This is a genomic window from Croceicoccus esteveae (assembly GCF_031846435.1).
GTDB classification, from domain to species: domain Bacteria; phylum Pseudomonadota; class Alphaproteobacteria; order Sphingomonadales; family Sphingomonadaceae; genus Croceicoccus; species Croceicoccus esteveae.
Genome location: NZ_JAVRHS010000003.1, coordinates 155375 through 180148, shown reverse-complemented (window position 1 = coordinate 180148; position 24774 = coordinate 155375). Strand labels below are relative to the sequence as shown.

General features: G+C 62.6%; 23 protein-coding genes. 14 read left to right on the top strand and 9 right to left on the bottom strand.

Going from position 1 to position 24774, the window contains the following annotated elements; genetic code table 11:
- Window positions 1-22: 22 nt before the first annotated feature.
- The 3 genes from RM533_RS06080 to RM533_RS06070 all read left to right on the top strand — a co-directional run bounded on the left by RM533_RS06080 (window position 23) and on the right by RM533_RS06070 (window position 2256).
- Window positions 23-913, top strand: coding sequence for a LytTR family DNA-binding domain-containing protein (locus RM533_RS06080; RefSeq protein WP_311340318.1), 891 nt, complete (start codon window positions 23-25; stop codon window positions 911-913).
- An 86-nt stretch (window positions 914-999) separates the two neighbouring features.
- Window positions 1000-1377, top strand: coding sequence for an ArsC family reductase (locus RM533_RS06075; RefSeq protein WP_311340317.1), 378 nt, complete (start codon window positions 1000-1002; stop codon window positions 1375-1377).
- A gap of 12 nt (window positions 1378-1389) precedes the next feature.
- Window positions 1390-2256 (top strand): dienelactone hydrolase family protein, encoded by an 867-nt coding sequence (locus RM533_RS06070; protein WP_311340316.1) that lies wholly within the window; start codon window positions 1390-1392, stop codon window positions 2254-2256.
- On the opposite strand, the gene ubiG is transcribed toward RM533_RS06070, so the two are convergent.
- Complete coding sequence (ubiG, locus tag RM533_RS06065; protein WP_311340315.1) at window positions 2239-2997, bottom strand: bifunctional 2-polyprenyl-6-hydroxyphenol methylase/3-demethylubiquinol 3-O-methyltransferase UbiG; 759 nt, start codon at window positions 2995-2997, stop codon at window positions 2239-2241. The two genes, RM533_RS06070 and ubiG, sit on opposite strands and share 18 nt — an antisense overlap.
- Window positions 2998-3048: 51 nt before the next feature.
- Between ubiG and RM533_RS06060 the strand changes: the two genes are divergently transcribed.
- Window positions 3049-4311 carry an aspartate kinase gene (locus RM533_RS06060; protein WP_311340314.1) on the top strand — a complete coding sequence of 421 codons (1263 nt, stop codon included), beginning with the start codon at window positions 3049-3051 and terminating at the stop codon, window positions 4309-4311.
- A 50-nt stretch (window positions 4312-4361) separates the two neighbouring features.
- On the opposite strand, the gene phbB is transcribed toward RM533_RS06060, so the two are convergent.
- Complete coding sequence (gene phbB, locus RM533_RS06055; protein WP_311340313.1) at window positions 4362-5084, bottom strand: acetoacetyl-CoA reductase; 723 nt, start codon at window positions 5082-5084, stop codon at window positions 4362-4364.
- A 254-nt stretch (window positions 5085-5338) separates the two neighbouring features.
- The gene (locus RM533_RS06050; RefSeq protein WP_311340312.1) at window positions 5339-6196 is read right to left on the bottom strand and encodes a hypothetical protein; all 858 of its coding nucleotides are present in this window, start codon (window positions 6194-6196) and stop codon (window positions 5339-5341) included.
- 555 nt (window positions 6197-6751) lie between these two features.
- Between RM533_RS06050 and RM533_RS06045 the strand changes: the two genes are divergently transcribed.
- The 10 genes from RM533_RS06045 to RM533_RS06000 all read left to right on the top strand — a co-directional run bounded on the left by RM533_RS06045 (window position 6752) and on the right by RM533_RS06000 (window position 19055).
- Window positions 6752-7186, top strand: a complete 435-nt coding sequence (locus RM533_RS06045) for a DUF3576 domain-containing protein (protein WP_432265041.1) — start codon at window positions 6752-6754, stop codon at window positions 7184-7186.
- A 13-nt stretch (window positions 7187-7199) separates the two neighbouring features.
- The gene (gene leuS / locus RM533_RS06040; protein WP_311340311.1) at window positions 7200-9752 is read left to right on the top strand and encodes a leucine--tRNA ligase; all 2553 of its coding nucleotides are present in this window, start codon (window positions 7200-7202) and stop codon (window positions 9750-9752) included.
- A gap of 23 nt (window positions 9753-9775) precedes the next feature.
- Complete coding sequence (lptE, locus tag RM533_RS06035) at window positions 9776-10243, top strand: LPS assembly lipoprotein LptE (protein ID WP_432265037.1); 468 nt, start codon at window positions 9776-9778, stop codon at window positions 10241-10243.
- A gap of 4 nt (window positions 10244-10247) precedes the next feature.
- The gene (gene holA, locus RM533_RS06030; RefSeq protein ID WP_311340309.1) at window positions 10248-11279 is read left to right on the top strand and encodes a DNA polymerase III subunit delta; all 1032 of its coding nucleotides are present in this window, start codon (window positions 10248-10250) and stop codon (window positions 11277-11279) included.
- A 148-nt stretch (window positions 11280-11427) separates the two neighbouring features.
- A complete protein-coding gene (locus RM533_RS06025; RefSeq protein WP_311340308.1) occupies window positions 11428-12882 on the top strand; it encodes a sugar transferase in 1455 nt (484 codons plus the stop codon).
- 37 nt (window positions 12883-12919) lie between these two features.
- The gene (locus tag RM533_RS06020) at window positions 12920-13237 is read left to right on the top strand and encodes a hypothetical protein (protein ID WP_311340307.1); all 318 of its coding nucleotides are present in this window, start codon (window positions 12920-12922) and stop codon (window positions 13235-13237) included.
- A gap of 18 nt (window positions 13238-13255) precedes the next feature.
- Entirely contained in the window at window positions 13256-14752 is a 1497-nt protein-coding gene (locus RM533_RS06015; protein WP_311340306.1) for an O-antigen ligase family protein, read from the top strand.
- The gene (locus tag RM533_RS06010; protein ID WP_311340305.1) at window positions 14749-15453 is read left to right on the top strand and encodes a polysaccharide biosynthesis/export family protein; all 705 of its coding nucleotides are present in this window, start codon (window positions 14749-14751) and stop codon (window positions 15451-15453) included. The genes RM533_RS06015 and RM533_RS06010 overlap by 4 nt, the downstream gene beginning before the upstream one ends.
- A 54-nt stretch (window positions 15454-15507) precedes the next feature.
- Window positions 15508-17838: a GumC family protein gene (locus RM533_RS06005; RefSeq protein WP_311340304.1), complete on the top strand. Its 2331-nt coding sequence runs from the start codon at window positions 15508-15510 to the stop codon at window positions 17836-17838.
- The gene (locus RM533_RS06000) at window positions 17790-19055 is read left to right on the top strand and encodes a hypothetical protein (protein ID WP_311340303.1); all 1266 of its coding nucleotides are present in this window, start codon (window positions 17790-17792) and stop codon (window positions 19053-19055) included. Before RM533_RS06005 ends, RM533_RS06000 begins: the two co-directional genes overlap by 49 nt.
- Before the next feature lie 13 nt (window positions 19056-19068).
- Here RM533_RS06000 and RM533_RS05995 read toward each other — a convergent pair whose 3' ends face one another.
- From RM533_RS05995 to RM533_RS05970, 6 genes are read right to left on the bottom strand one after another with little or no spacing between them, the layout of a single operon-like run.
- On the bottom strand, window positions 19069-19650 hold the full coding sequence (locus RM533_RS05995; RefSeq protein ID WP_311340302.1) for an LbetaH domain-containing protein: 582 nt from the start codon (window positions 19648-19650) through the stop codon (window positions 19069-19071).
- Entirely contained in the window at window positions 19647-20825 is a 1179-nt protein-coding gene (locus RM533_RS05990; protein WP_311340301.1) for a glycosyltransferase, read from the bottom strand. Before RM533_RS05990 ends, RM533_RS05995 begins: the two co-directional genes overlap by 4 nt.
- Window positions 20822-22261, bottom strand: coding sequence for an O-antigen polymerase (locus RM533_RS05985; RefSeq protein WP_311340300.1), 1440 nt, complete (start codon window positions 22259-22261; stop codon window positions 20822-20824). The genes RM533_RS05990 and RM533_RS05985 overlap by 4 nt, the downstream gene beginning before the upstream one ends.
- Before the next feature lie 4 nt (window positions 22262-22265).
- On the bottom strand, window positions 22266-23384 hold the full coding sequence (locus tag RM533_RS05980; protein ID WP_311340299.1) for a polysialyltransferase family glycosyltransferase: 1119 nt from the start codon (window positions 23382-23384) through the stop codon (window positions 22266-22268).
- Window positions 23381-24043: an HAD family hydrolase gene (locus RM533_RS05975; RefSeq protein ID WP_311340298.1), complete on the bottom strand. Its 663-nt coding sequence runs from the start codon at window positions 24041-24043 to the stop codon at window positions 23381-23383. Before RM533_RS05975 ends, RM533_RS05980 begins: the two co-directional genes overlap by 4 nt.
- Window positions 24022-24774 (bottom strand): 3-deoxy-manno-octulosonate cytidylyltransferase, encoded by a 753-nt coding sequence (locus RM533_RS05970; RefSeq protein WP_311340297.1) that lies wholly within the window; start codon window positions 24772-24774, stop codon window positions 24022-24024. The genes RM533_RS05975 and RM533_RS05970 overlap by 22 nt, the downstream gene beginning before the upstream one ends.

Here is a 24774-nt window from a genome sequence, read left to right as displayed (position 1 = left end):
GGTAAGTGGGTAGGAGGTGTTCATGACCGATCTGATCATTCCTCATTTGCAGGGAAAGCACGAATGCGTCGCTTGTCGCTTATCGCTGGGATGCGTGGATGGTCTATGCTTTTCGCGGATGGTCTGCGTGTCGCTGAGTCGCAGTGAGCGCTTGCTGGCCGAGTTCGGTATTGTCGCCGCAGTCGGGTGCGGTGCCGCGCTGCTCAACCTGTTTTCACTTCCCGATATACCGCTCGGCGCGAGATTAGCCTTCGCGCTCGTAGGCTTCGTTGCTGCTTGGGTGGTGGTGCGGTTGCTCGCGATTGTGGGAACTGCCGCTGCACGGCTTTTGGGCCTGAGCAAGTTGTGGGGCTATGTCTTTGCAATCCCTTTGTCCTCAGCAGCTATTGCGTGGACGGTGCTGTGGTTTCTGGGTGGTCCTGAGGCGGCGCTCGGAGAAGGTTTTTCGGTAATCTGGCCGCGGGCGACCCTCGTTGGTGTCGGCTTTTTCGGGTTGTTCTTTATTATCTACTGGCGGGCTTCCGCCTCAAACGAAGGCAACGAACACGGCAAGCATAATGATAGTGCGCCGGATATTCGCGAAAATGAGATTGCCGGCGTACCAGAGTCCGCACTGCATGAACGCCTTCAGACCCGGTTTCCATCAATCCTCGCACTATCTGTCGAGGATCATTATGTCCGTGTGATCGCTGAAGATCGCAGCGAGATGCTCCTGCTGTCGCTTGCCGAAGCTATCGAACTGATGCCGGACGGCACAGGCGAACAAGTTCATCGCAGTTGGTGGGTCGCGCGAAGCGCGGTTGTGCAACATCGCCGTCAAGGGCGCGATATTCGATTAGTACTCCTAGGAGGGATCGAAATCCCGGTAAGCCGGGCAATGGTAAAAACGTTGCGCGAGACCGGATGGCTCTAATTGGGGTCGTTAGCTGCCGCTTAGATCCTTCTAAAACAGCATGGCGTTTTTAGTTATATCGCCTGCCCGACTGAAGCGAGATAATGATGACCACAGACCAGCCGTCAAGACAGTCGGTTACCGTTAAGGTATACGGCATACCCAACTGCGACACCGTCAGAAGAGCGCGCCACTGGCTCGAGGAGCACGACCTTGGCTACACCTTCCATGACTATAAGAAACATGGCGTCGACGAGGGCCGGCTGCGGCACTGGATCGCCGTGCATGGCTGGGAGGCGCTGCTGAACCGGCGCGGCACCACCTTTCGCAAGCTTCTTGATGCCGAAAAGGCAGGGCTTGATGCCGAACGCGCGCTGGCGCTGATGCTCGCGCATCCTGCCATGATCAAGCGCCCCGTGATGGAGCATGGCGATGCGGTCATCATTGGCTTTGACGATGCGGCGTGGCAGGCTGCGCTTTTGTAGGGGAGCAGTGCCATGTGCGACGAACATACCGATGACGCGGAACAGCGGGCGCTTGTGGGCAAGGGCCTGTCGCGCCGGCAGTTCGCCGCTGCCAGTGCGGCCATGATGGCGGCGTCCTGCACCACGCCCGGCATCGCGGCAGGCGCCTTGCGCGAACAGATGGTGACGGTCCCGACGCCCGATGGCGTGGCGGACGCGTTCTGGGTGTATCCTGCAACTGGAACCGCGCCCGCCGTGCTGCTGTGGCCCGATGTCGCGGGTTTGCGCGATGCGTTCAAGATCATGGCCCGCCGCCTTGCCGCAGAAGGCTTTGCCGTTCTCGCTGTCAATCCTTACTACCGCAATGCGCGTGCCCCGGTGCTGGAAAGCTTCAGCGACTGGCGCACGCCAGAAGGTCAGGCAAAGATCGCCCCCATGCGCGAGGCGTTGACCGACGCGCGCATCGTCAATGATTCGCAAGCATTTGTCGCCTGGCTTGATGCGCAGCCGGCGGTCGACAAATTACGGCGCGTCGGCACGCAAGGCTATTGCATGGGCGGGCCGTTCGCTGTCCGCACTGCCGCTGCCAATCCCGCCCGGGTCGGCGCGGCAGCATCGCTGCACGGCGGCGGTCTGGTGACAGATGCACCGAACAGCCCGCACCGCCTTATCGCTGCAAGCGAGGCAGCTTTTCTGATCGCGATTGCCCGGAACGACGACGCCAGGGAGCCTTCGGTCAAGGAGGTGTTGAAAACCAGCGTTGAACAGGCCGGGCGCGGTTCCGAGGTGGAAGTCTATCCCGCCGACCACGGCTGGACGGTGATTGATTTGCCGGTTTACGACGAAGCCGCGGCAGAACGGGCCTATGCGCGCATCCTTGCGCTATACGCCAGGCTGTAACGGGGTGTTGCGGGTGACGGTAACGATATAGTTCAGCGCCATGTCGTCCGCCAATTGCAGCCCCCGCATGGGAGAAAAGGCGATACCACGCGGCGTACCCATCGTCAGCCCCGCCGCTGCGAGCAGTTCGCGCAATTCATCAGGAGTGATGAAGGACGACCAGTCGTGCGTGCCATGCGGAACCAGCCCCAGACGCTCCGCACCCTCCACCAGCAGCAGCCGCGAGCGCACCGTGCGATTGGGCGAGGAGAGGACCATCAGCCCGCCATCGGCAAGCCGTTCGCCAAGCGCATGCACAAACGCGCCCTTGTCGGCAACATGCTCGATGACTTCCATGGCGGTCACCAGGTCAAACCGGCCATCGTCCAGCGCGGACAGTTCGCCGGCATGATAGGCAATGTCGAGGTCCATCGCGTTTGCATGCGCGCGAGCAACAGCGATGTTCTGCGCCGCGGCATCCACCCCGGTCACCATGCCGCCAAGCCGGACCAGCGGTTCGGTCAGCAGCCCTGCGCCGCAGCCAACGTCGAGCACACGCTTGCCCGCGAGTGGCTGGCGCGAGCGGATGTCGCCGCCCCAATGGCTGTCGATTGCCTCGCGGATGAAGCGCAGCCGTACAGGGTTTAGCCGGTGCAGCATTGCCGACGATCCGGCGGGGTCCCACCACTCGCTTGCCAGCGCGCCAAAATGCGCAGCTTCATGCGGGCGGATGGTTGCAGGTGATACAGTTGCATTGGCCATGTGCCATGCCTAACAGCGCGGCGGGCTCTATTCCAGCGAAAGGCACATGGCTTGGCGCGTATTGTGATGAAATTTGGCGGCACCTCGATGGCGGGGACGGAACGCATCCGCCGGGTCGCCAATATCGTGCGCCGACAGCAGGACGCGGGGCATGAGGTGGCTGTCGTCGTCTCGGCGATGGCGGGGGAAACAGACCGACTGGTCAATTTCTGCCGGGAAGCCAATCCGCTGTTCGATGCGGCCGAATACGATGTGGTCGTCGCATCGGGCGAGCAGGTGACGGCAGGCCTGCTGGCGCTGACGTTACAGGCCCTGGGATGCCGCGCGCGCAGCTGGCTGGGTTGGCAAGTGCCGATCCGCACGGTGGAAAGCCACGCCAAGGCGCGGGTGGAAGGCATCGATTCCGACCGGCTGGTCGCAGCGATGCAGAGCGGGGAGATCGCCGTCCTGCCAGGGTTTCAGGGTCTGTCGATCGACGGGCGGGTCACGACCATGGGGCGGGGCGGTTCAGACACTTCTGCGGTCGCAGTCGCGGCTGCTGTCAAGGCAGACCGTTGCGACATCTACACCGACGTCGATGGCGTCTACACCACTGACCCCCGGATTGTGGCTAAGGCACGCAAGCTGCGCGCCGTCACCTACGAGGAAATGCTCGAACTTGCGTCGGTCGGCGCCAAGGTGCTGCAGACCCGCTCGGTCGGGCTCGCCATGAAGGAAAAAGTGCGGGTGCAGGTTTTGTCGAGCTTCATTGACGCCGATGCACCACCTGCAGACCTGCTGCCCGGAACACTGATCGTCTCTGACGAGGAAATGGAGACTTTGGACATGGAACGTCAACTCGTCACCGGCATTGCGCATGACAAGAACGAAGCAAAAGTCATCCTTACCCGCGTGCCGGACAAGCCCGGGGCGGTGGCGAATATCTTCACGCCTCTGGCCGATGCCGGCATCAACGTGGATATGATCATCCAGAACGTCGGGCGTGACAAGGGTGAGACCGACGTGACTTTTACCGTGCCGCAGGCCGATCTCATCCGCACCGAGGCTTTGCTGGAGGATCGGCGCGGCGACATCGGCTTCAACCGCATCATCACCGACAGCAAGGTGGCGAAGATCTCCGTCGTGGGAGTCGGCATGAAAAGCCACGCCGGGATCGCGGCTCAGATGTTCGCCGCATTGGCCGAACGCACGATCAACATCCAGGCGATCACCACCTCCGAAATCAAGGTATCGGTGCTGATCGACGAGGATGAAACCGAACTGGCGGTGCGGATCCTGCACACCGCCTACGGTCTTGATGCAGAAGAAGACTGAGCCCTGGCCATGCTGACGGCGCAGCGATCCGTTACCGCAACATGTATTCCTCAATACATGTGCTGACCGCCATTGATGCTCAAAGTGGCTCCTGTCACGAAATTGGCGTCTTCGGCACAGAAGAAAGCCACCCCGCGGGCAATTTCGTTAGGGTGCCCCAGCCGGCCGACCGGAATTCCGGCGATGATCTTCTCGAGTACCTGGTCCGGCACGGCGGCCACCATATCCGTGTCGATGTAGCCAGGCGCGATTGCATTGACAGTAACGCCATAGCGCGCGCCTTCCTGCGCCAGCGCCTTGGTAAAGCCGTGAATGCCTGATTTGGCGGCTGCATAGTTTACCTGGCCATATTGCCCTGCCTGACCATTGACCGAGCCGATGTTCACAATCCGGCCCCATTTCCTTTCCCGCATGCCCGGAAAGGTGGCCTTGGCCATGTTGAAGCAGCCGCCCAGATTGATGCGCATGACCTCGTTCCAGTCGTCCCAAGTCATCTTGTGAAGCACACCATCGCGGGTGATGCCGGCGTTGTTCACCACGATGTCAATGGGGCCGACCTCAGCGGCAATCCTGCCGCAACCTTCAAGCACGGCTTCATGGTCGCCGACATCGAACTTGTAACAGCCAATGCCGGTTCGTTCGGTAAACTGCCGGGCTTTTTCATCATTTCCAGCATAATTGGCGACGACGGTGTAGCCCATGTCTTGCAAGGCAAGGCTGATCCCCTCGCCGATGCCGCGTGACCCGCCTGTAACGACTGCAACTTTCGACATTGGCATCCTCCTGTTTTTGTATTCGAACATGCAACCTATGGGCAGCAGGAAGAGCAAACAACACCGTTCAGGCCAAATTTTGTCAGAATAGTTAAATTATCTACCGGACAGCGCAATATTGTTGCAGAGCACCATGAAATTGCTGCAATTGCGTGCTCCCCACAACCTATGAAAAAGCGCTTGCAAGGTTGAGCATGTGAAGCGTGTCTTCGCCTATTCTGCGGTGTCAGGCTGAAGCGTGCGCCCGAACCGGTTCAGAACTTGAATTTCGTTCCGACATACACCGCCTGGCTGTCCTGCTGGTCTCCTGCACCAGGAGCCACCCGATCACGCTCTGCCGAATAGCGCAGGCCTGCGGTCACATCCAGATTGCGCGCCACGCGATAGGCTCCGCCGACATCAACCGAAACGCCCCCGTCACCCGCCAAGGTTCGCGGAGCGGTTCCAGGCAGTTCGCGTCCATCAAGCACGACCTGCGCGCTGAACCTGCTGCGATCCGCAGGCCGGGCAGGGGTGAAGCTGGCAAGATCCGGCATTTCGATGAGACGCACGTCAGATGGCAGCACCAATGAACGGCTTGCTGCGCTGCTCATATCTTCGCGTGCCGCCAGCCGGCCTTGCAAGGAACGGCCCGGTGTACTTTTGCCCCCACCCGTCAGCGCGGCCAGATCTTGCGAGAAGCTGTGGTAGCCTCGCGCAACGCCAAGGTTGAAAGCGACCGGTGCGATCGCCGGCATGCCGGTGCGACTTGCCGTGCTCTTTCCAAAAGCGACTTGGCGCCGCGAAGACAGCAGCCGGGCTGCATGGGAATCGACCCGGACCGCCACTGTAACGCCGCGCACGCCACGTTCTGCCGAGCCGGCCGGCGTAAAGCGGAACAATCGTGCATCGCTTGCCAGATCGCCGTCAAAACTGCTGCTGATGCGCTGGATGAGGCGCGGGTTTGCAGACGATGGGGTAAATCCGCCCAAACCGCCCAGAGCCGCTACACCGACGATCTCTTGCGGAAGCTGTGCAGAAACAGCGCTGAACAGGCCCGAAATGCAGACAGCACCAAGCAGCAGCGCTGCGCCAGCGCGCCCTATCCTGCGTCCCGTCTGCCTCTGCTTCATGCCCCTACTCGCCCCGATTTCATGACAAGTGACACCTCTTCATTCGCCGCCTCGTGACCCCTCGTAGCCAGCGGCACAACATCCCTGCGCAAGCCATGGTCCTGCGAGTGGGACCCGCGATGCCGCTGGTCAGACAAGTTTCATAAGCCTTAACAGTTCCCGCTTGCTTTTACTACGGCCACCAACAGCACCAATGCGATCCTTGATGCAATGTTGCAAGAATCCGACAGTCGCGAAACCCGCTTTTTGGATGGGTTTGCAAACTGCCGGTGGATCGGGGTCCCGTGTTCAACGATCCCTTGCCATCGCAGCACACGGGCAGGCGCGTTCCAGAAGCGCTGTTTGAGGGATGTTTGTGCCGCATTCATCTGTCGACGTGCAAGAACTTGCCGCCGGCGCGTCGCCAGTGTTAAAGCGGCGCGCAGGATCCATGCGGGGGTCCCGCGCCGCTTGTGCGATCTGGTCCGGCATACCCCCCGGTTCATTCCGCTGCGTTTGTTGTATACCGTAAATGTGATTGCCGAGCCCGATATGATGAGAGCCTTGATGATAGTGATGCGCAGACGCCCGATATTGACCAGCGCCGTTCTTGTCGGTGTTGCCGCACTGGCCGGGTGCGGCGGTTCGGAACGCGTGCGCACGGACATGGCTGCGGCCACCGTCACGACGATCGGCGTCAATTCCTACCTGTGGCGGGCCAGCCTTGATACGCTGTCGTTCATGCCGCTGGTGCAGGCGGACAGTGCCGGCGGCGTCATTGTAACTGACTGGTATGTCAATCCCGAGCAGCCGGGCGAGCGGATGAAAATGACGGTCACCATCCTTGATCGCGAATTGCGCGCCGATGCCTTGCGCGTGGCCGCCAGTCGGCAGGTGGCGCAGGGCGGCGGCTGGGTCGATGCCCCGGTTCAGGCTGCTACGGTGCAGAAGCTGGAGGATATCATCCTGACGCAGGCCCGCGCATTGCGTCGCGACGCGCTGGTCGGCTGATCGCAGGCCAGTCATGACCGATAACAGGTTCGATCCCGGTGAGGCCGATGCCCGCTGGCAGCATGCATGGGCAACAGAGGAAACCTTCCGCGCCGATTCGGCCAGCCCTAAGCCCAAGAGCTACGTGCTGGAGATGTTCCCCTATCCGTCGGGGCGCATCCACATCGGCCACGTGCGCAATTACACCATGGGCGACGTGCTGGCGCGCTACAAGCGGATGACGGGGCATGAGGTCTTGCATCCGATGGGATGGGATGCGTTCGGCATGCCGGCGGAAAACGCGGCCATGGAACGTGGCGTGCACCCCGGCACCTGGACCCGCGAAAACATCGCCACGATGAAGGCGCAATTGCAGCGGCTGGGCTTCGCGCTTGACTGGAGTCGTGAATTCGCGACCTGCGACGCTGAATATTACGGGCAGGAGCAGGCGCTGTTCCTTGCGCTTTACGATGCAGGGTTGGTCTATCGCAAGGAAAGCGCGGTCAACTGGGACCCTGTCGACCAGACGGTGCTGGCCAATGAACAGGTGATCGACGGGCGGGGCTGGCGTTCGGGCGCGCTGGTCGAAAAGCGCAAGCTGTCGCAGTGGTTCCTGAAGATCACCGCCTTCGCGCAGGAATTGCTGGACGGGCTTGGCACGCTCGACAAATGGCCGGACAAGGTGCGGCTGATGCAGGAAAACTGGATCGGCAAGAGCACCGGCCTTGAGTTTCGCTTCGCCGGCAGCAATTTCGACGAGGCGATCGCGGTCTATTCGACCCGGCCCGACACGATTTTCGGTGCCAGCTTCATTGCGGTCGCCGCCGATCATCCGGTGGCGCAGCAGGTTGCGGCCCAGTCGTCCGATGCCGCCGATTTCATCGCCCGGTGCAAGGCCGGCGGCACGACCGCTGCCGAGCTGGAGACGGCGGAAAAGCTGGGGTTCGATACCGGCTTGCGGTCGGTGCATCCGTTCACTGGCGACGATCTGCCCGTCTATATCGCCAATTTCGTGCTGATGGATTACGGCACCGGCGCGGTCATGGGCGTGCCGGGCCACGACCAGCGCGATTTCGAGTTCGCCACCAAATACAGCCTGCCGATCCCGCGGGTCGTTGCAGCGTCAACCGACCAAGCCGACCAGCCGTTTGCCGGCGAGGCGGAGCCGGGCGAAGGCGTGCTGGTCAATTCGCGTTTTCTTGACGGCATGACAGTCGATGCGGCCAAGCGCATGGTCATCGACAAGGCGGAAGCGGACGGCTGGGGCGAGGGCAAGACGGTCTGGCGCCTGCGCGACTGGGGCGTCTCGCGTCAGCGTTACTGGGGCACGCCGATCCCGTTCATCCATTGCGATGCCTGCGGCATCGTGCCGGTGGCGAAGGACAGCCTGCCGGTGATCCTGCCCGAGGATGTGGATTTCGCCACGCCCGGCAATCCGCTGGAACGGCACGCGACGTGGAAGCATGTGTCCTGCCCGTCATGCGGCGGCGCGGCGGTGCGGGAAACCGATACGCTCGACACTTTCGTCGATTCAAGCTGGTATTTCCTGCGCTTCGCTAGCCAGCCCGCCGACCGGCCGTTCGATCCTGCTGAAATTGCGGCATGGCTGCCGGTCGATCAATATATCGGCGGAGTGGAGCACGCGATCCTGCACCTGCTTTACGCGCGGTTCTGGACGCGGGCATTGAAGCATATCGGCATGATCGATGTTGCTGAACCATTCCGGCAATTGTTCACGCAAGGCATGGTGACGCACGAAACGTATTTCCGCGAAAAGCGTGTTAATCGGGCGGATGGCAAAGGGACAATCTTGACCCTCGACTCTTTCTCGCCTGCGGAAGTGTCGCGAACATCGGAAGGTGCAACGCTTAAAACGGACGGCAAAGCGGTCGAAATTGGCCGTGTCCTCAAGATGTCCAAATCCAAGAAGAACGTCATCGACCCCGACGCGATCATCGCCCAATACGGCGCCGATGCAGTGCGCTGGTTCATGCTGTCCGACAGCCCGCCGGAACGCGATCTGCCCTGGTCCGAAGCCGGGATCGAGGGTTGCAGCCGTTTCGTGCAGCGGTTGTGGCGTCTGTTCGGGCAATACGACCCGCAGGCGCAGGGCGAGGATGCCGCCCTGTCGCGCAAGACGCACCAGATCATCGCCGCGACCGGCGAGGATATCGAAGCCTTGTCATTCAACAAGGCCGTGGCTCGCATCTACGAGCTGACGAATGCGGCTGAAAAGGCGTCGCCTTCGGCCAGCCGATCCGCTGCGATCCGCACGCTGATGCAGCTTGCCGCCCCCATGATGCCGCATATGTGCGAGGAGGCATGGGCACGTGCGGGGTTTAAGGGCCTGATCGCCGATGCTGCCTGGCCAAAGGTCGATGCAGCAATGCTGGTGGAGGATGAGGTCACCGTCGCCGTTCAGGTCAAAGGCAAGCTGCGCGACACGCTGACCGTGGCGCGCGGTCTGCCGAACGATGAGCTGGAGCGGCTGGCTTTGGCGAGCGAGAAGGTGCAGCGCAATCTCGACGGCGCGGCTGTGCGCAAGGTGATCGTGGTGCCCGACCGCCTCGTCAATCTGGTCGTGTGATGCGCCACCTTGCCTCAATGCCCATGCTGCTGCTTGTCGCGGCCTGCGGGCTGCAGCCGATGTATGTGGGTGGCGGCGATGGTGCGGTTGCGGCTGGCCTGTCGGGCGTGACGGTGCCGCCGATCGCCGGCGAGGCAGGCTGGATGATGCGCGATGCCCTGCTGGAACGGCTGGGTACCGGCGCGGATGCCGGCGCCGCTTACCGGCTCGACGTGCGGCTGGACGACAGCCTTGAGGGGCTGGGCCTCCTCAGCGACGATACCATCGGGCGAGAACGGCGCACCTTGCGCGCCCGCTACCGGCTGGTCGATACGCAGACAGGCGAAGTGCTGGTGGAGGCGACATCGGGCGCTGACGCAGGCATAGACGTGGTGTCGAGCGAATTTGCCACGGTGGCGGCCGAACGCACCGCGTTGCAGAACCTGACCCGCGAAGTCGCCGACCGGATCGTCACCACGCTGGCGCTGAACCTGCGCAACCGGCAGCAATGATCCATTGAAGGCGACCGGCCGCAACTTCAATGAGGTGGTCACCCGCGCAGCAGGGTCGGCGCGGATCTTCTTTTGCTGTGGCCCCGATGAGTCGGGTGCGTTTGCCGCTGCAGATCGGATTGTCGGTTTGCTGGACCGGCCCGGAGAGCGAGTCGATCTTTCCGGTGCGCAGCTCCGACGCGAACCGGTGCAACTGGTTACCGAAACCCGCTCGACTTCCCTATTCGGCGATTCGCGGCATATCTATGTCCGCGCGCAAGGGGACGAAGCGGCAGAGGCGATCAGGCTCCTGCTTGACGAGATGGGGGCAAAATCGCTGAATGGCTGGCCAGTCATCGTGGTGGCAAGCGGCGCCACGGACAAATCGCGCACTGCCAAACTGCTCGAGAAGCGGGACGACGCGCTGGTCGCGATGTTCCACCCTCCCGATCTTAGGTCCGTGACCGCGCAGGTGCGGCAGATGGCCGATGCGCAAGGCGTCCGCATGGGTGCGGACCTTGCACAGCACATTGCTGCTGCGGTCATGCTCGACACGCGCATGGCAGCATCCGAAGTGCACAAGCTGGCGCTTTACCTCGATGCTGCGCCACAATCTCCGCGTACGGCCACCGCTGCCGATGTGGACGCGATCGGCGCGGTGACGCAGGACGATGGCATGATGCCGCTGGTCGATGCGGTATTATCAGGCAATGTCGCGGCGCTGCCGGGCGAGCTTGCCCGATTTCGTCAGCAGGACATGAGCCCTGTCGGCACCATCCTTGCCCTGGAGCGGCGGGTGGCACAGCTTATCGAACTGCGTGGTGGGCTTGGCCGACGCACCGATCTGGCCGCTTTCGTCGACCAGCAGCCGGGGATCTTCTTTCGTCATCGCGCGGCAATTGCCGACCAGCTGCGGCGTTGGCCTGCGCACCGGCTCGCGCGGCTGACACAGCGGCTCATGCAGCTGCATCAGGAAATTCTTGCCGACAGCCAAGGGGCGACCCTGCGGTTCATGGCCGGATGCGTGCAGATCGCCCGGGGCGCGCGCAAGCCCTAGCGGCCAGAGAAGCACCGGGCGGCATTCTCCTATTAGGGATTGTGCGATCGATTCGGCGCGCTAATATGGTTAATATCTGATTGCGGGGGGGCGGCGCGAATGTCCAAATTCGGCCGAATCGCAGATCGTTGCGGGTGGGGTATCGATATTGGCGCATATTGGCGAACTTGTCGGGATATCCTCCCGATCAGCGCAGCGGTTCACCCACCGGTTCAACTCGGCCCAGCTTGCCGGCAAGGCGCGATCCGAAGCGTCCACTTTGCGCAAGGTCCGTTCTTTGGAGCGGCGGCGCATGCAATGCTATCTGGCGCTGATGCTGGCAGACATCACCGCGCTGGTCGTGGGGTTCGGGATCGCAGGAGCTATCTACCTTGGCGATTTCGCCGCGCCGCAGCCGATGCTGCAGATGCAGCTGCTGCTTCCCCTGTTCCTGACAGTCGGACTTTACAACGGCGCCTACTGCCTTGCTGCACTTGAGCGACCGCTACATTCGATGCTTCATGTCATTGCCGCTCTCGTGCTCGCTGCTCTGGCGCTCATCTTCATGGCTTTTTACACCAAAACAGGTGACGCATTTTCACGCATGGTGCTGAGCATGGGCGTGGTCTTTTCTTCTGTGATGCTCGCTTTTGCGCGCAGTCTCATGCGTCACTTCATAGCGTGGCGTTGCGGCCCGATCGTTCAAAACCTCCTGATCATCGATGATGATGGCCCGCCGCTGTGCATAGCGGGCGCTTACCGGATCACTGCCGACGCGCACCGGCTTGTTCCATCGCTCGACAATCCTGCAACGCTGGATCTGGTGGGGCGGTATCTGCGCAACATGGACAAGGTGGTGGTGACCTGCCCGCCGGAACGCCGGGTGGCCTGGGCCATGATCCTCAAATGCATGTCGGTCGAAGGAGAAATCCTCGATGACGCGGTCACGGCGATGGGCGCGCTTGGCGCACGGCGGCGCGGGCGGCATGGCACCTTGCTGGTGGCGCAAAAATCGCTTGGCTTGCGCTCGCAGGCGGTCAAACGCGCCTTTGATCTGGCAGTTGCGATCCCGGCGCTCATCCTGCTTGCGCCGCTGATGGTAACGGTCGCGCTGCTGATCAAGCTCGAGGACAGGGGTCCTGTGTTGTTCGTGCAACGGCGGATGGGGCAGTCCAACCGGTTCTTTCACATCCTGAAGTTTCGTTCCATGCGGGTCGACCGCCATGATGCCGATGGCGATCAGTCGGCCACACATGGGGATGCGCGCGTCACCAGCATTGGCCGGTTCATCAGGCGCACCTCCATCGACGAGCTGCCGCAATTGTTCAACGTGCTTGGCGGATCGATGAGCCTGGTCGGCCCGCGTCCTCATGCGCTGGGCTCCTGTGCCGGGGAAAAACTGTTCTGGGAGGTGGATGTCCGTTACTGGCAGCGCCATACGCTCAAGCCGGGATTGACCGGCCTGGCGCAGATCAGGGGGTTTCGCGGGGCAACCGCCACCGAGGCGGACCTTACCGGCCGCCTGCAATCCGATCTTCAATATCTGAACGGCTGGTCCTTGTGGCGGGACATCGCGATCACCTGCGCGACAGTGCGCGTCGTGTGTCATGAACGGGCGTTCTGATCGCGTGGTCAGCACACGCCAGCCCAGGGCAATTGCAATGAATATTTCGACACTCATGTTTGCAGCCGCAGTCGTCGCAATGTCGGCACTGCCGCCGGTTGCCCGGGCGCAGGCGACCCGCTCGGCTGATGCGCTGCCAGTGATGCAGCGTGATCTGCCTGCGTCAAGCCGCCCCACCGCCTTGCCACGACAGACACGCACCGCGCGAGCGCGAACACTGCCCACAAGGAGCGCAGCCAGTGCCGCAGCTGGCGCAGACCCGCTGCTCCTCTTCGGGATCGGGGGCGGTATTCTTGCAGCCGGACTTGGGCTGCTGCTTGAGCAGGACGATGTTCCTTCCGACAGTGCGGGATGATCCTGCACCTTCCCGTGCATGATCAGGCGTGTGCACGAGCCGATGGAGGCGCCTTGGACGCGCTCATCCATCGCGGAGAGCCGCGCAGGTCAGAACCGGCGCAGCCTTGCTGTAGCCTCGCTGGTGGCAGCGCTTGTGCTTGGCGGCGGCGGCAGCCCGGCGCCTTTGGCCGGGCTGGCTCTCCAACTGGTGACTGCAGTCATCATGCTGGTCTGGCTTTGCCTTGGCACGCCGCCCCGGATAGCGACACCGGTGCGGGTCCTTGCTGCCATTGCGATCGTGTTGCCTGCCTTGCAGCTGGTGCCGCTGCCACCATGGATCTGGCAGTCACTGCCGGGGCGGGAAAGCCTTGCAGGATCGCTTGCACTGGTCGGAGCGCAGGAGAACTGGTGGCCGATCAGCGTGGCGCCGATGCGCACCCTCGCAGTGCTGCTGGCGCTTGGGCCGCCCCTTGCCGTGCTGCTCATGACCGCAGCTTTGCCGCCTGCCGACCGGACCATCCTGCTCGCTGCCATTGCAACGGCTGGTTTTGCCGGCGTGCTTCTGGGAGCAGTGCAGCTTGCGCAGGGTACAGGAACAGGAGCGCGGCTCTACCCAAGCGGGAATACCGGCTGGCTGACGGGATTGCAGGCCAGCCGAAATGCGGCAGCCGACATGCTGCTCATCGCGATGGTGGCCTTGGCGGCCTTTGCAAGCACCGCCCGCCAAACACGGAGGCACGCCCGCAGGGATCAGCACAGATCCGACGACAGTTCCTCAGGCAACGAGGCGCGCACGGCGTATCGCGTGTTGGCTCCGCTGGTGGTGCTTGCCATCGTTTTTGGTATGTTCGTGCCGGCCGTGCTCATGACAGGGTCACGCGCGGGCATTGTTCTGCTGGTGCCGGCGCTGTTTCTTGTGGCGGTGCTTACCGTGCCTGACCTTGCCATGCGGCGTCACGCAGTACGCAATGCAGTCATTCTGGCTACAGGCGGGGCCGGTGCGGCGTTTTTAGCTTTCCGTCTGCCGAGCCTGCAGATGGTGGCGGCAAGATTCGATTTTGCGACCGAGTTCCGGCTCCAGTTGTGGAGCGATGCTGCATATGCGGCTCAGCAGGCCTGGCCAGTGGGGTTTGGCATGGGCACCTTCATGCCGGTAGCGATCGCCTATGAGCCGCTGGAAACCGTCGATCTGTCGGTTCCCAACCGTGCCCACAATGATTATCTGGAGCTTCTGGTGGAAGCGGGCGGATCAGGGATCGCCGTCTTGCTGGCAAGCGGCGCAATCGTCGCGTTCCTGCTGTGGCGAGCGTGGCGCAACCGGCTGGTGCCGCAAGCTCATGTGCTTTTCACATCGGGCGTGCTGGTGATCCTTGCAGCACATTCCCTTGTCGACTACCCGCTGCGTTCATCCACATTGCTGTGCGTGTTCGCCTGCGCCATCGGGATGCTCGCGCCTGCGCCGATTTCCGGAACCGCACGGCAGGCAGCACCAGACATGTCTATGCGGGGCGATTTGAAGGTGGGATCGACATGACAGAGCCTGTCCCGTTCCGCTTCAGCGCATTGGCGCCTCTGGTGTGCCTTGCGCTGTCGGCGGGTTGCCAGAGCAGCGTTGCGCCGGTGCTGCCAACAGGCACTGCGGCTTACGATGCCATTGCGCTTGCACCCACCACGGAGGCTGGCGTTCACGTCATTGCGATCGGCGACAGGATCGACGTGCGCGTCTTTCGCGAAGAAGATCTTGGTGCATCATCGCTGCTGGTGGATGGGGCCGGCAATGTGGCTCTGCCGATGCTGGGCGAGATGCGCGCAGCCGGGCTCACACAGCGCGCGCTTGGCGAACGGATCGCGCAGATGTTGCGCGAAAGCCTGTTGCGCGATCCGCGAGTCACGGTTTCACTTGCCGAAGCGGCGATGCAGACGATCACCGTGGAGGGCGAAGTTGCCGCCCCCGGCGTGTTCCAGATCCAGCCAGGCCATACCTTGCTGTCTGCGCTTGCACTTGCCAAAAGCCCGCAGAATACAGCCTTGCTGGACGAGATCATGATTTTCCGCAGCATCGACGGGCGGCGGGCGGGAGCGCGCTTCGATGTGGCGCAGATCCGCGCCGGACGTGCCCCGGATCCGCTGGTGCAGGGCGGCGACGTGGTGGTGGTCGGCTTTTCTCAGCTTCGCCGGGGCTATCAGGACGTTTTGCGCATGTCGCCGCTGTTGAATGTGTTCACGGTGTTTTGATGCAGTCTTGCCATCCACCGTTGCGATCCGCCGCTGTCCTGCAGGATCAGGCGCTTGCCTGAACCTGTCGGCATGAGCGGTCCTGGACGGGCTGGCAAACAGATGGCTGGTGCGCGGGGCAGGGCAGGAGGCCCCCACGCGGCGCCGATTGCTGCAGCAGAACGGTCTTACGATTTCAGCGCTGATGAAAGCAGCGTCGGGCAGGCACTGCGTAGCGCGCGGGCCAAGATCCGCCGCCATCGCGTGCCGATCGCAATCGTGGTGGCGCTTGCGCTGCTTGTGGCGCTGGTGGCAACATTGCTGGCCACTCCGCTTTACGAGGCAGAGGCCAGCGTGCAGATCCGGCAGGCTGCCGACAATGTGCTGGGAGAGGATCTGGACAGCGACCGCGCCCTGCGCGCATCATCGCTCGATGCCGAGCGGTTCCTCAATTCTCAGCTCGAGATCCTGCGCAGTCGCGGGCTGGCCGAACGGGTCGTGCGCAAGCTTGATCTTGCCGCAGATCCCGGCTTTGCACAGGAGATGGGTATGGCAGCGCCTTCTCTGGCGCCCGGGATGATGGCAGAAGCGACAGCCACCGCCATCGTGCAGGAACGCACCACGGCAATCCTGTCGCGCGACACCGATATCGCCCGCATAACGGTCGCCAGTGCCGACCGCGCGCTTGCTGCGAAAATCGCGAACGCTTTTGCAGAGGAGCTGATCGCGGCCAATCTCCAACGCGATTTCGACAGCGCTGCTTATGCCAGGACCTTCATCGCCGGTCAGCTGGAGGATGCGCGGGCGGACCTTGAGAAATCCGAGCGGGCGCTCAATGATTACGCGCGGCAGGCGCGGCTCATCCGGCTCGACGACGCCGGCGCTGCAGAAGGAACGGTCCGCAACACCAGCGTCACGGTGGGCAATCTTGCAATGTTGAACGAGGCAGCGACAGCGGCAGGCGCAGAGCGGGCCGCTGCCGAAGCCCGCTGGCAGGCAGAGCGGGCACAGCCTTTGCTCTCCTCGCAGGCGGTGCTTTCCAATCCGACCGTGCAGGCGCTGATGACCCGGCGATCACAGCTCGATGCCGAACTGCAGGCGCAGCGGTTGCGCTACGTGGACGAGCACCCCGCTATCCGCGAACTGCAGCGCCAGCTTGAGGTAACGCAGGCGCAGCTGCAGCAGACCGCGACGCAGATCCGCAACGCAACGCGCACGCAATATCTTGCCGCGCAGCTTGCCGAGGACCGGCTGCGCGAACAGGTTGGCAATCAGGAGCAGGCTACGCTGGCCGAACAGGACCGGACCGTGCGGTATAATACGCTGGCCCGAGAGGCGGACACCAACCGCGCGCTGTACGACGGCCTGTTGCAGCGCAGCCGCCAATTGAACGCGGCCGCTGGTATCGCGGCAAGCAACATTGCCATCATTGACCGCGCCCGCCCGCCTTCGCTGCCCTCGTCACCCAATCTGCTGCACAATCTGCTTGTCGGTCTTGCCGCAGGTCTGCTCCTTGCCGCCGTTCTGGTGTTCGTGCGCGAACATCTTGATGAAATCATTCGGATCCCCGAGGATGTCGAAGCGAAATCCGGCCTTCCGTTGCTTGGCGTCATTCCGGCTGCCAGTGGCGATCTTGTTCAGGAACTGGCCGACCCCTGCTCCTTCGTGGGTGAAGCGTATGCCTCGCTGCGCGGTCTTGTGCTGCATGCCTCGCCGCTGGGACTGCCGCAGATCCTGATGATTACCAGCGCCCGCCCGGCCGAAGGCAAGACAACGACCAGCTATGCCCTGGCTGCGGGTCTTGCGCGCATGGGGCGGCACGTGATCCTTGTGGATGCCGACATGCGTCGTCCTTCCGCCCACCAGATCGCCGGCACGGGCAATGAAACAGGTCTGTCGAGCGTGCTGACCGACCTTGCTACCCTGGAGGAAGTGATCAGGCCGCTCGACGTGGCGGGTCTGTCGATCCTCACCGCAGGACCGACCCTGTCCAATGCTGGCGAACTGCTGGCCACACCGAGGTTCGCCGCGCTGCTGGAACAGCTTGCAGGAACATTCGATGCCGTGATCGTCGATAGCCCGCCGGTGCTTGGCCTTGCGGATGCGCCGGCGATCGCGGCGCTGGCAGATGCAGTGATCCTGGTGGTCGAAGCTGACGTTGCGCGGCGCAGGACGGTCCGGAACGCACTGGCCCGTTTGCGGCAGGTGCAGGCGGTCGTATTGGGCGCCACGCTCACCAAATTTGACGCCGACGCGGCTGCCCACAGCAACTCTGCCTATGGCAATCTGGATTACTACCGCTACCCCGCCTATGGAGGAGAACCCGATGCCCTGAACGCGGCCCGCCTTGGCAGCCGGTGGGAATTGCCCTGGACGCGATCGCGAGGGGAACGGCGACGGGCCTGATCCATCCGCAATTTCGTGCAGGTGCCGTGCCACGCTGGTGGCAATGCGTCGCAGTCGGGCTGGTATGTGTTTATGCCGTGCTTGCCTGGTCGAGCGGGCTTGACCGTGCTTCTGCTGAGCATCTGCACTGGACGCGCGCGATACCGCCTGACCTGCGGGCGCAAACAGAAGCCGCGCTTGTGCGGCGTCTGCTGCAGAACGGGCGCGTCGATCTTGCAGAAGCTCATGTGCAACGTGCGGTGCTGCGCGATCCGTTCGCTGCAGCTCCGGCCGCTTTGCTGGGAACGGTCCGGCTGATCGGCGGCAATGAGGCGGGTGCGCAACAGGCCTTTGCGGTCGCGGCGCAGTTTGGCTGGCGGGAGCCGCTGACGCAGGCCTATTGGCTGGACCGGGCGCTTGAACAGGAGGACTGGACACGCGCCGCAGCGCGCACCGATGCAATGCTGCGTGCGCTTCCTGACCATGGCGCCTCGGCAATCATGCTGTCTCGTCTGGAGCAGGACCCGCGCGGTCAGGCAGTACTGGCAAAACGGCTGATGCTTGGACCTGACTGGCGCGAAGCATTCCTCCAGCCGGACAGTACGATATCGACCAGAACGCTTGAACAGCGCGCGGCGATCATGGCGCAAATGGCAGCAGCAGGGGGCGTGGTGGGCTGTGGTGCAGCTGCGCCTTTTGCCGAACGGCTTGTTATCGCCGACCGCCTCGCGCTTGCCCAATCGATCTGGGCGGCACATTGCGCCGGGCCGGCTGCGCTGCTGCCATTGCGTGACGGCAGTTTTGACCGTTTTGCCAGGTTCGGCGATGGCGATCCGCTGGGATGGCGGGCAATGCATCATGGCGATATCGCGGTGCAAAGGTCCGGCAGAGATGGCGCTGGAGAGGTGCGAATGGCAATTGCGCAGACCGGCGCGCCAACCGGCGCTGTCCTGGTAACGAGCGAAGCCGGCACAGCGAGGCCGATCCTCAAGCAGCATGTCGCACTGCCTTCAGGAACTGTGCGCATCCGGTGGATCGCGACGGAAGACGGACGTCGGTCGCGCCGCATCGGCGTGGCTCTGGACTGCGGCGTCCCGCAGCGGCGTTCGGTGATGGACGACATCGGAACAATGCGCGTGCCCTCCTGCCCGTCGCAGGTGCTCAGCATCTGGCTGTCGCCGGGCAATGCTGCAGTGCGGCTGCATCATATCCAGCTCGACAAGATGCCGGACTCCTGAAGCGTTTGTTGCGCTAGCCGATGTTTACTTCGTTGCTGCTCGTGCCGCGCGGGCGGATCGCGACGGCTGGATTGCCGCGATAGATTGTGTCGGCCAAAGCCGGGGTGAACAGAGCGCCGCGGGCAGCAAGCACCGCACCTTTGCCGACATGAACACCGGGTCCCACAAATGCCTCTGCCGCAATCCAGCAATGATCGGCAAGAATTATGGGTCTGGTGACCAGCTGAAAATGCGGGTCGCGTACATCGTGCGAACTGGCGCAAAGATGTGCGCGTTGTGAGACGACTGCACGGGCACCGATCGTGATGCGTCCCTGGTTGTAAAGGCGAACGCCCGGTCCGATCAGGGTGTCGGCTCCGATCGCAAGGTTGCGTGGATGCCAGATGGCGACGCTGGCGTGGATACGTGCACGCGCACCGATTTTTGCACCGAAAGCGATCAGCACCAGCCGGCGCCAGCCATGCAGTGGCGGCGGCGTGAACCGGGCAAGGACCAGCCACGCAAAAGTCCAGACGATGCGGAACAGGCGGTTGCCAAGGGAGAAGCTGGGCCCGCCTTCCGCCGATTTGGCTAGGCGGGCATCGAGCAGGCTCATGAGCTTCTCCTGTCCGCAATCGAGCTCCCCGCGATTTCCTTGCCCGCATCCGCCCGGCCCTTGGGCGAGACCAGCCCTTCGTAAGTGTGATTCCAAAGTTGCGCGATGCGGGATCGATCGAAACGGGTGCTTGCCAGCCGCTGCGCTGCCTGCGCCATTGCATGCCATTTGCGATCGTCCATGGCAAAAGCGGTGCGCAACGCTGCCGCAATGTCGTTTGCAGTAGTGCCGCAGTCAATGGCGCCACCCTGGTTGAAACCTTCGGGAAGCTGGCAATGCTTGCTCATCAACACAGGCACAGGTGCAGCCCACGCCTCCAGAACCGCCATTGGCAACCCCTCGCTCAGCGAAGGCAGTATGGCAAAGCGGCTGCGTTCCATCAGCGACTGCTTGGCGGCGCCTGTGACCGGGCCTATGAACCTGACATTTGCCACATCGCCAATTCGCTGCTGCAAGGCGGCAACCTGCGCTTGGTTACCCCATCCGGCGATCACCAGTTGCGCTGCTGGAGGGAGTGCGTCTGCTGCCTGCAGCATGGCCCATGCGCGGATCAGCGAATTCAGATTTTTCTTGGGATGAATGCGGCCAACAAAGCTGATTATCGGGGCGGGCAGCGTATCGCGCGGTGCGCCTGGCGGCGGGCCGGCATTGGGAATGACAGCGGTATCGGTGCGACCGCACTCGCGCATGATGTCCTGCGCCTCTGCCGTGGTCAGCGCATGAAGGAGGTCTGCCTGCCGCCATCCGCTGCGTTCGTAATAAGTGCGGGCAAGCGCCTTTTTCCATCTGCCCCGTGCAGTGATCCAGGGAGCAAGCATCCCGTGCGGCGAGATGATATAGGGGCGTCTGCTTTGCCTTGCCCAAACAGCGCCAGCGCGTGACGGATACATCCAGATGCCATGCAGATGCAGCACATCAAGGCGAAGCCTGTGCAGATGACCAACCAGTTGCGGGGCATAGCCGATGCTGGCCGGACCAAGCACCGTGCAGGTCACCACCTCTGCGCCCTTGAAACGTGGGCGGTCAGCCATGCTGAACTTGTCGCCGAGAGCGATGATGACCGGCGTATGGCCGACTGCCTCGATCATCTGCGCCTGCTGCACCACGGCTTCGAATACGCCGCCGCCAAGACGAGAGGCGGAGGCGGTCAGCAGGCCGATGCGCAGACGCGTCATGCCCCACCCTTGCGCTGCTGCAGCCATGCGCGCGCCATGCGCCTGCGCCGCTGTGCAGGCGTGCCCGGCGTCACGCTTCTTGCAGCCCTCCCGCTTTGTGTGCGCTCTGTATCCGGGTGAGGCGGCGCAGCAGCCGTCATACCCAACCCCCGTGCCAGCAGCCAGAGCAGCATGACAGGCAGCAGGTAGAAGGCGAGCGTGCGGATAATGCTGAGCAGCATGCCGTCGCGAAAAGCGATGAGCAGCACGGCAAGCAAAATCATGTAGGAAGCTGTGTGCAGCACTGTCTGCGGTCCGGTTGCAAAACGGCGATAAAACAGCCCCAGCACCCAGCCCCACAGGCCGCACCATATCACCACCCCTGCATATCCAAGCTGATACCACCCAAGCCCAGGCAGGGAAAACGTCATGCCAATCGGATACCCGTAGTCGAACAGTTCCACCCGCTTAACAGGTGGCCCGATCGGTTTTGCCGGCCACAGGACACGCGGTACAGGTTCGGTGAGGATCTGAAGATTGTTCAGGAAATAATCGTAAGTGCCGGATCGCTGCGGAACGGCGTAAACGACGAATTCGAAATATTCCATATTGGCAAAATCCATGCCCTCCAGAAAGGCATCGTCATGGGTCGGACCGGGCATCGCTGCTGCAGACATGCCGAAAGCCTCTCGCACAGCAGCACCCCTGTCGATTCCGATTGCGGAAAACAGGGCCAGCACGGCGGCAGCGCCTGTCACCAGCCGTGCAGACGGACGGGACAATTGCCGGTCATAAAGGTAGAACAGTGCAGCAAGCACGAGTGCGACAATGATCGGTCCGCGCCCGCCCGTGCCTGCACGCAGCACGACAAAAACGCCAAGCGGCAACCAGGCAAGCAGGCGGAAGCGGAAAAACCACGCGATCAGCGCGCAGGAACTTGCCAGCACGAGCTGCGCATCGGTGACATAGCCGATTGCCTGCGTGTTGATGAATGCACCGGTGCCGCGATCGAGTTGCATGCCTTCGACGGCAAAGCCAAGCGCCGCATTATTGAGCCGCTGCCACAGCGAAAAAAGACCTAGCGGCAGGCAAATCACCAGAACCGCAGGCAGGATGCTGGCAAGCTGGCGCCGCTCCTTCGCAACGGCCGGGCCGGCTGCAAAGCGCATCGGCACATTGCCTGCGCGCGCGGCAAAAAACGCAAAGGCGACCATGCCCAGGTTGGACGCGATGATGACCGTGACCCGGTCGTCTGTGGACGGCACGAAGCCGTAGAAGCGATAGACCGTTCGATAATCCAGCACGACCGCCAACAGCGGCCGAAGGACGAACACGAAAGCGTGAAAGGCAAGGTAGAAGGTCAGCGGATGGAACACGCTGAAGATGCGGCTGCGGACAAACCATGTCGCCACGATGGTGAGTGTCAGCAGCGACAGGAGGACAGCGGCAAGATACATGGGATCAGCTGGCTACGCGGCCGCGTGACAAGACATTAACAATTTCCACTCCGCCCTGCCGGAACAGGGCCTCGACCTCGAGAATGTCGCGTGTGTCCTGTGCTGGCTTGAAAGCCGCCGGATCATAGGCAATGGCGCTGACCTCATCGCCCAGCAATGCGCGTACCGTCAGCAGCGCGGTGGTGTTGATGGAGGCGATGGTCCGATAGGGCGAATGCGCGATCATTTCCTCGACCGCGCAGGGCGGATCATCAAGCACCATGCCATGTGCAAGATAGCGGGCGATCTCCTTGTCAGACTGAAAATGGTGGGGTTTGAACGCAATGGTCGTAAAGCCGCGTCCGGCAAGATCGGCGCAGATAGCCTCGATCATGGGATCAAGAATGGCATCGCCATACACGTCGCGATAAGGCTGCCCGATGAAAAGCGCCTTGCTGGCATCCCCTTCAGGAAGCGTGGCGGTCTGCTGCGGCAGCAGGAAATAGCGCCGCCCGCCGCCTGTTGCGCTGCATGCCTTGCTGCGGGCTGGTGCGCCGACATGCATGCTGAGGATGATGCCCTGCACTTCTGCCAGGTCAAGTCCAAGAGGGTGCCCGCGCACTGTCGCACGCGCCGGCAGATTGCGTATCCGGGCCACCAACTCGCGCGCCAGATTGCGTGCGCGTTCGCGTGGCGTGGTTCCCTGATCCAGAAAGGTGGCAAGCCCATCATCCATCAGCAGCAGGCGAACGTCCGGACGCCGGCGCAGGCGGGTGTAGGCGACCGTGTTGAAATGTCGCTGGAACGACGCGCACAGGAATACAAACGGGTCTGCGCCGCAGAACCGCCCGATCGCCGCCATGGCTTCGTTCACCAGCTCTGCCTGTGTGCGATCGGTGACCGCGCCAGTCAGTTCCATTGGCAGCACCGCTGCACCTGTTAAATCGGCCGGATGACGCAGGCGGTACGCCCGCGGCCGGCTGTCGATGAGCAGCACGGGCCGGCCGGGCAGCAGGTCGTGGATGCGCCTGAACAGCAACAGTTGATAAGGCGTGAAGACAGACGCAACGATGGTGAGCGGATCGCCCGTCGCATCGGCGAACAGCGCGATGAGGGCACGGACACGATCCAAGTCCTGTGTCATTGCTCAAGCTGCGCGATATTGTCGATCGCCCGCAGGCGGTAATCGGCGACAAAGGCGCGCCAGTCTTCCATTTCAGTCCAGCCGGACACAAAGACGAAATCCAGCCCGGCGCGCCTTGCTGCATCATGATCGTAGCGGCTGTCGCCCAGAAACACAGCCGGCATGGTCAGATTGCCGTGCGCACGCTCCCTTGTCAGGATCATGTCCTTGTCAGCGGGGCTGCCGAAGATGCCGCCATCGAACAGATGGGCGATGTTGCGTTCGGCAAAGACGCTGCGCAGCTCTGTCTCCAGTCCGCCCGATACTACCATCCATCTTGCGTCTGCCGTGCGCGCGCGCAACGCGCCAAGCCCGGGTGCAATGGCGCAGGTCAAAAGGCCGTTTCGCACCGCCTTCGCATAGCGCTGCAACAGGATGTCCAGATGTTCGTCATCGGATGGCGCCTGTGCGATATGCTCAAGAAAGTGGCGCAGCTTCACATGGCGCGAAATGCCGCCATGGGCGCGGTGATACTCGAGCAGCACGCTGGCCGCCCGCTCGCCCCAGGGCTGGGCAATGCGGTGAAAGGCCTCTGATTTCACGCGATTGGAATCCATGATGACGCCGTCGCAGTCAAAGACAAGCGTGCCATACCGCATCAAGATCCGCTCATGCGCCATTTGCGGCGCAGTGCATCCTCCACGCCTGCAACATCGCAGGGCCGGTCCACCGCCAGGCTGCCGGGGCGGGTCTCGACCATGCGCACCGGGCAGCCAAGCTCGAAAAAGCGAAGGATCTCGATGTCCTCGCAAGCCTCAAGCTGACCCTTGCGCCCGAAAGCGGCAAAACCGTGCAGCTCCTGCCTGGTGAAAGCGTAGATGCAAACCTGCTTCTTGTAGCGTAGCGCTCCTGTTCTTTCCGGATTCTTGCAGCCGGGAATCGCCGCTCGTGACATGTAGACGAGCATGTCCTGCTCGTTTGTCACGACTTTGGGAAGGTCGATGTCGCTGGCATCCTCTCCCATTCCCAGCCACGTGAAACCATTGATGACGCTGCCCGGGTCACGCAGTTTTTCATCGCGGCAGCGGATGATGTCGGCCGGATCGACCAGCGGCTCGTCGCCCTGCACATTGATGAAGACATCGTAATCGAGCACGCTGGCCGCCTCTGCGATCCGGTCTGTTCCCGTAAGCGCTTCAGGGCTGGTCATGATGGCCTTGAAGCCAGCGCTTTCGACCACCTGGTGCACGTGTTCGCTTTCCGTCGCGACATATACATGCTCTGCGCCAACTGCGCGTGCCGAAAGTTCCGCTACCCACAGCACCATGGGCTTGCCCAGCAGCGGGACCAGCGGCTTGCCGGCAAACCGGGTGGAGCCATGGCGGGCAGGGATGATGACACAGCTTTGCAC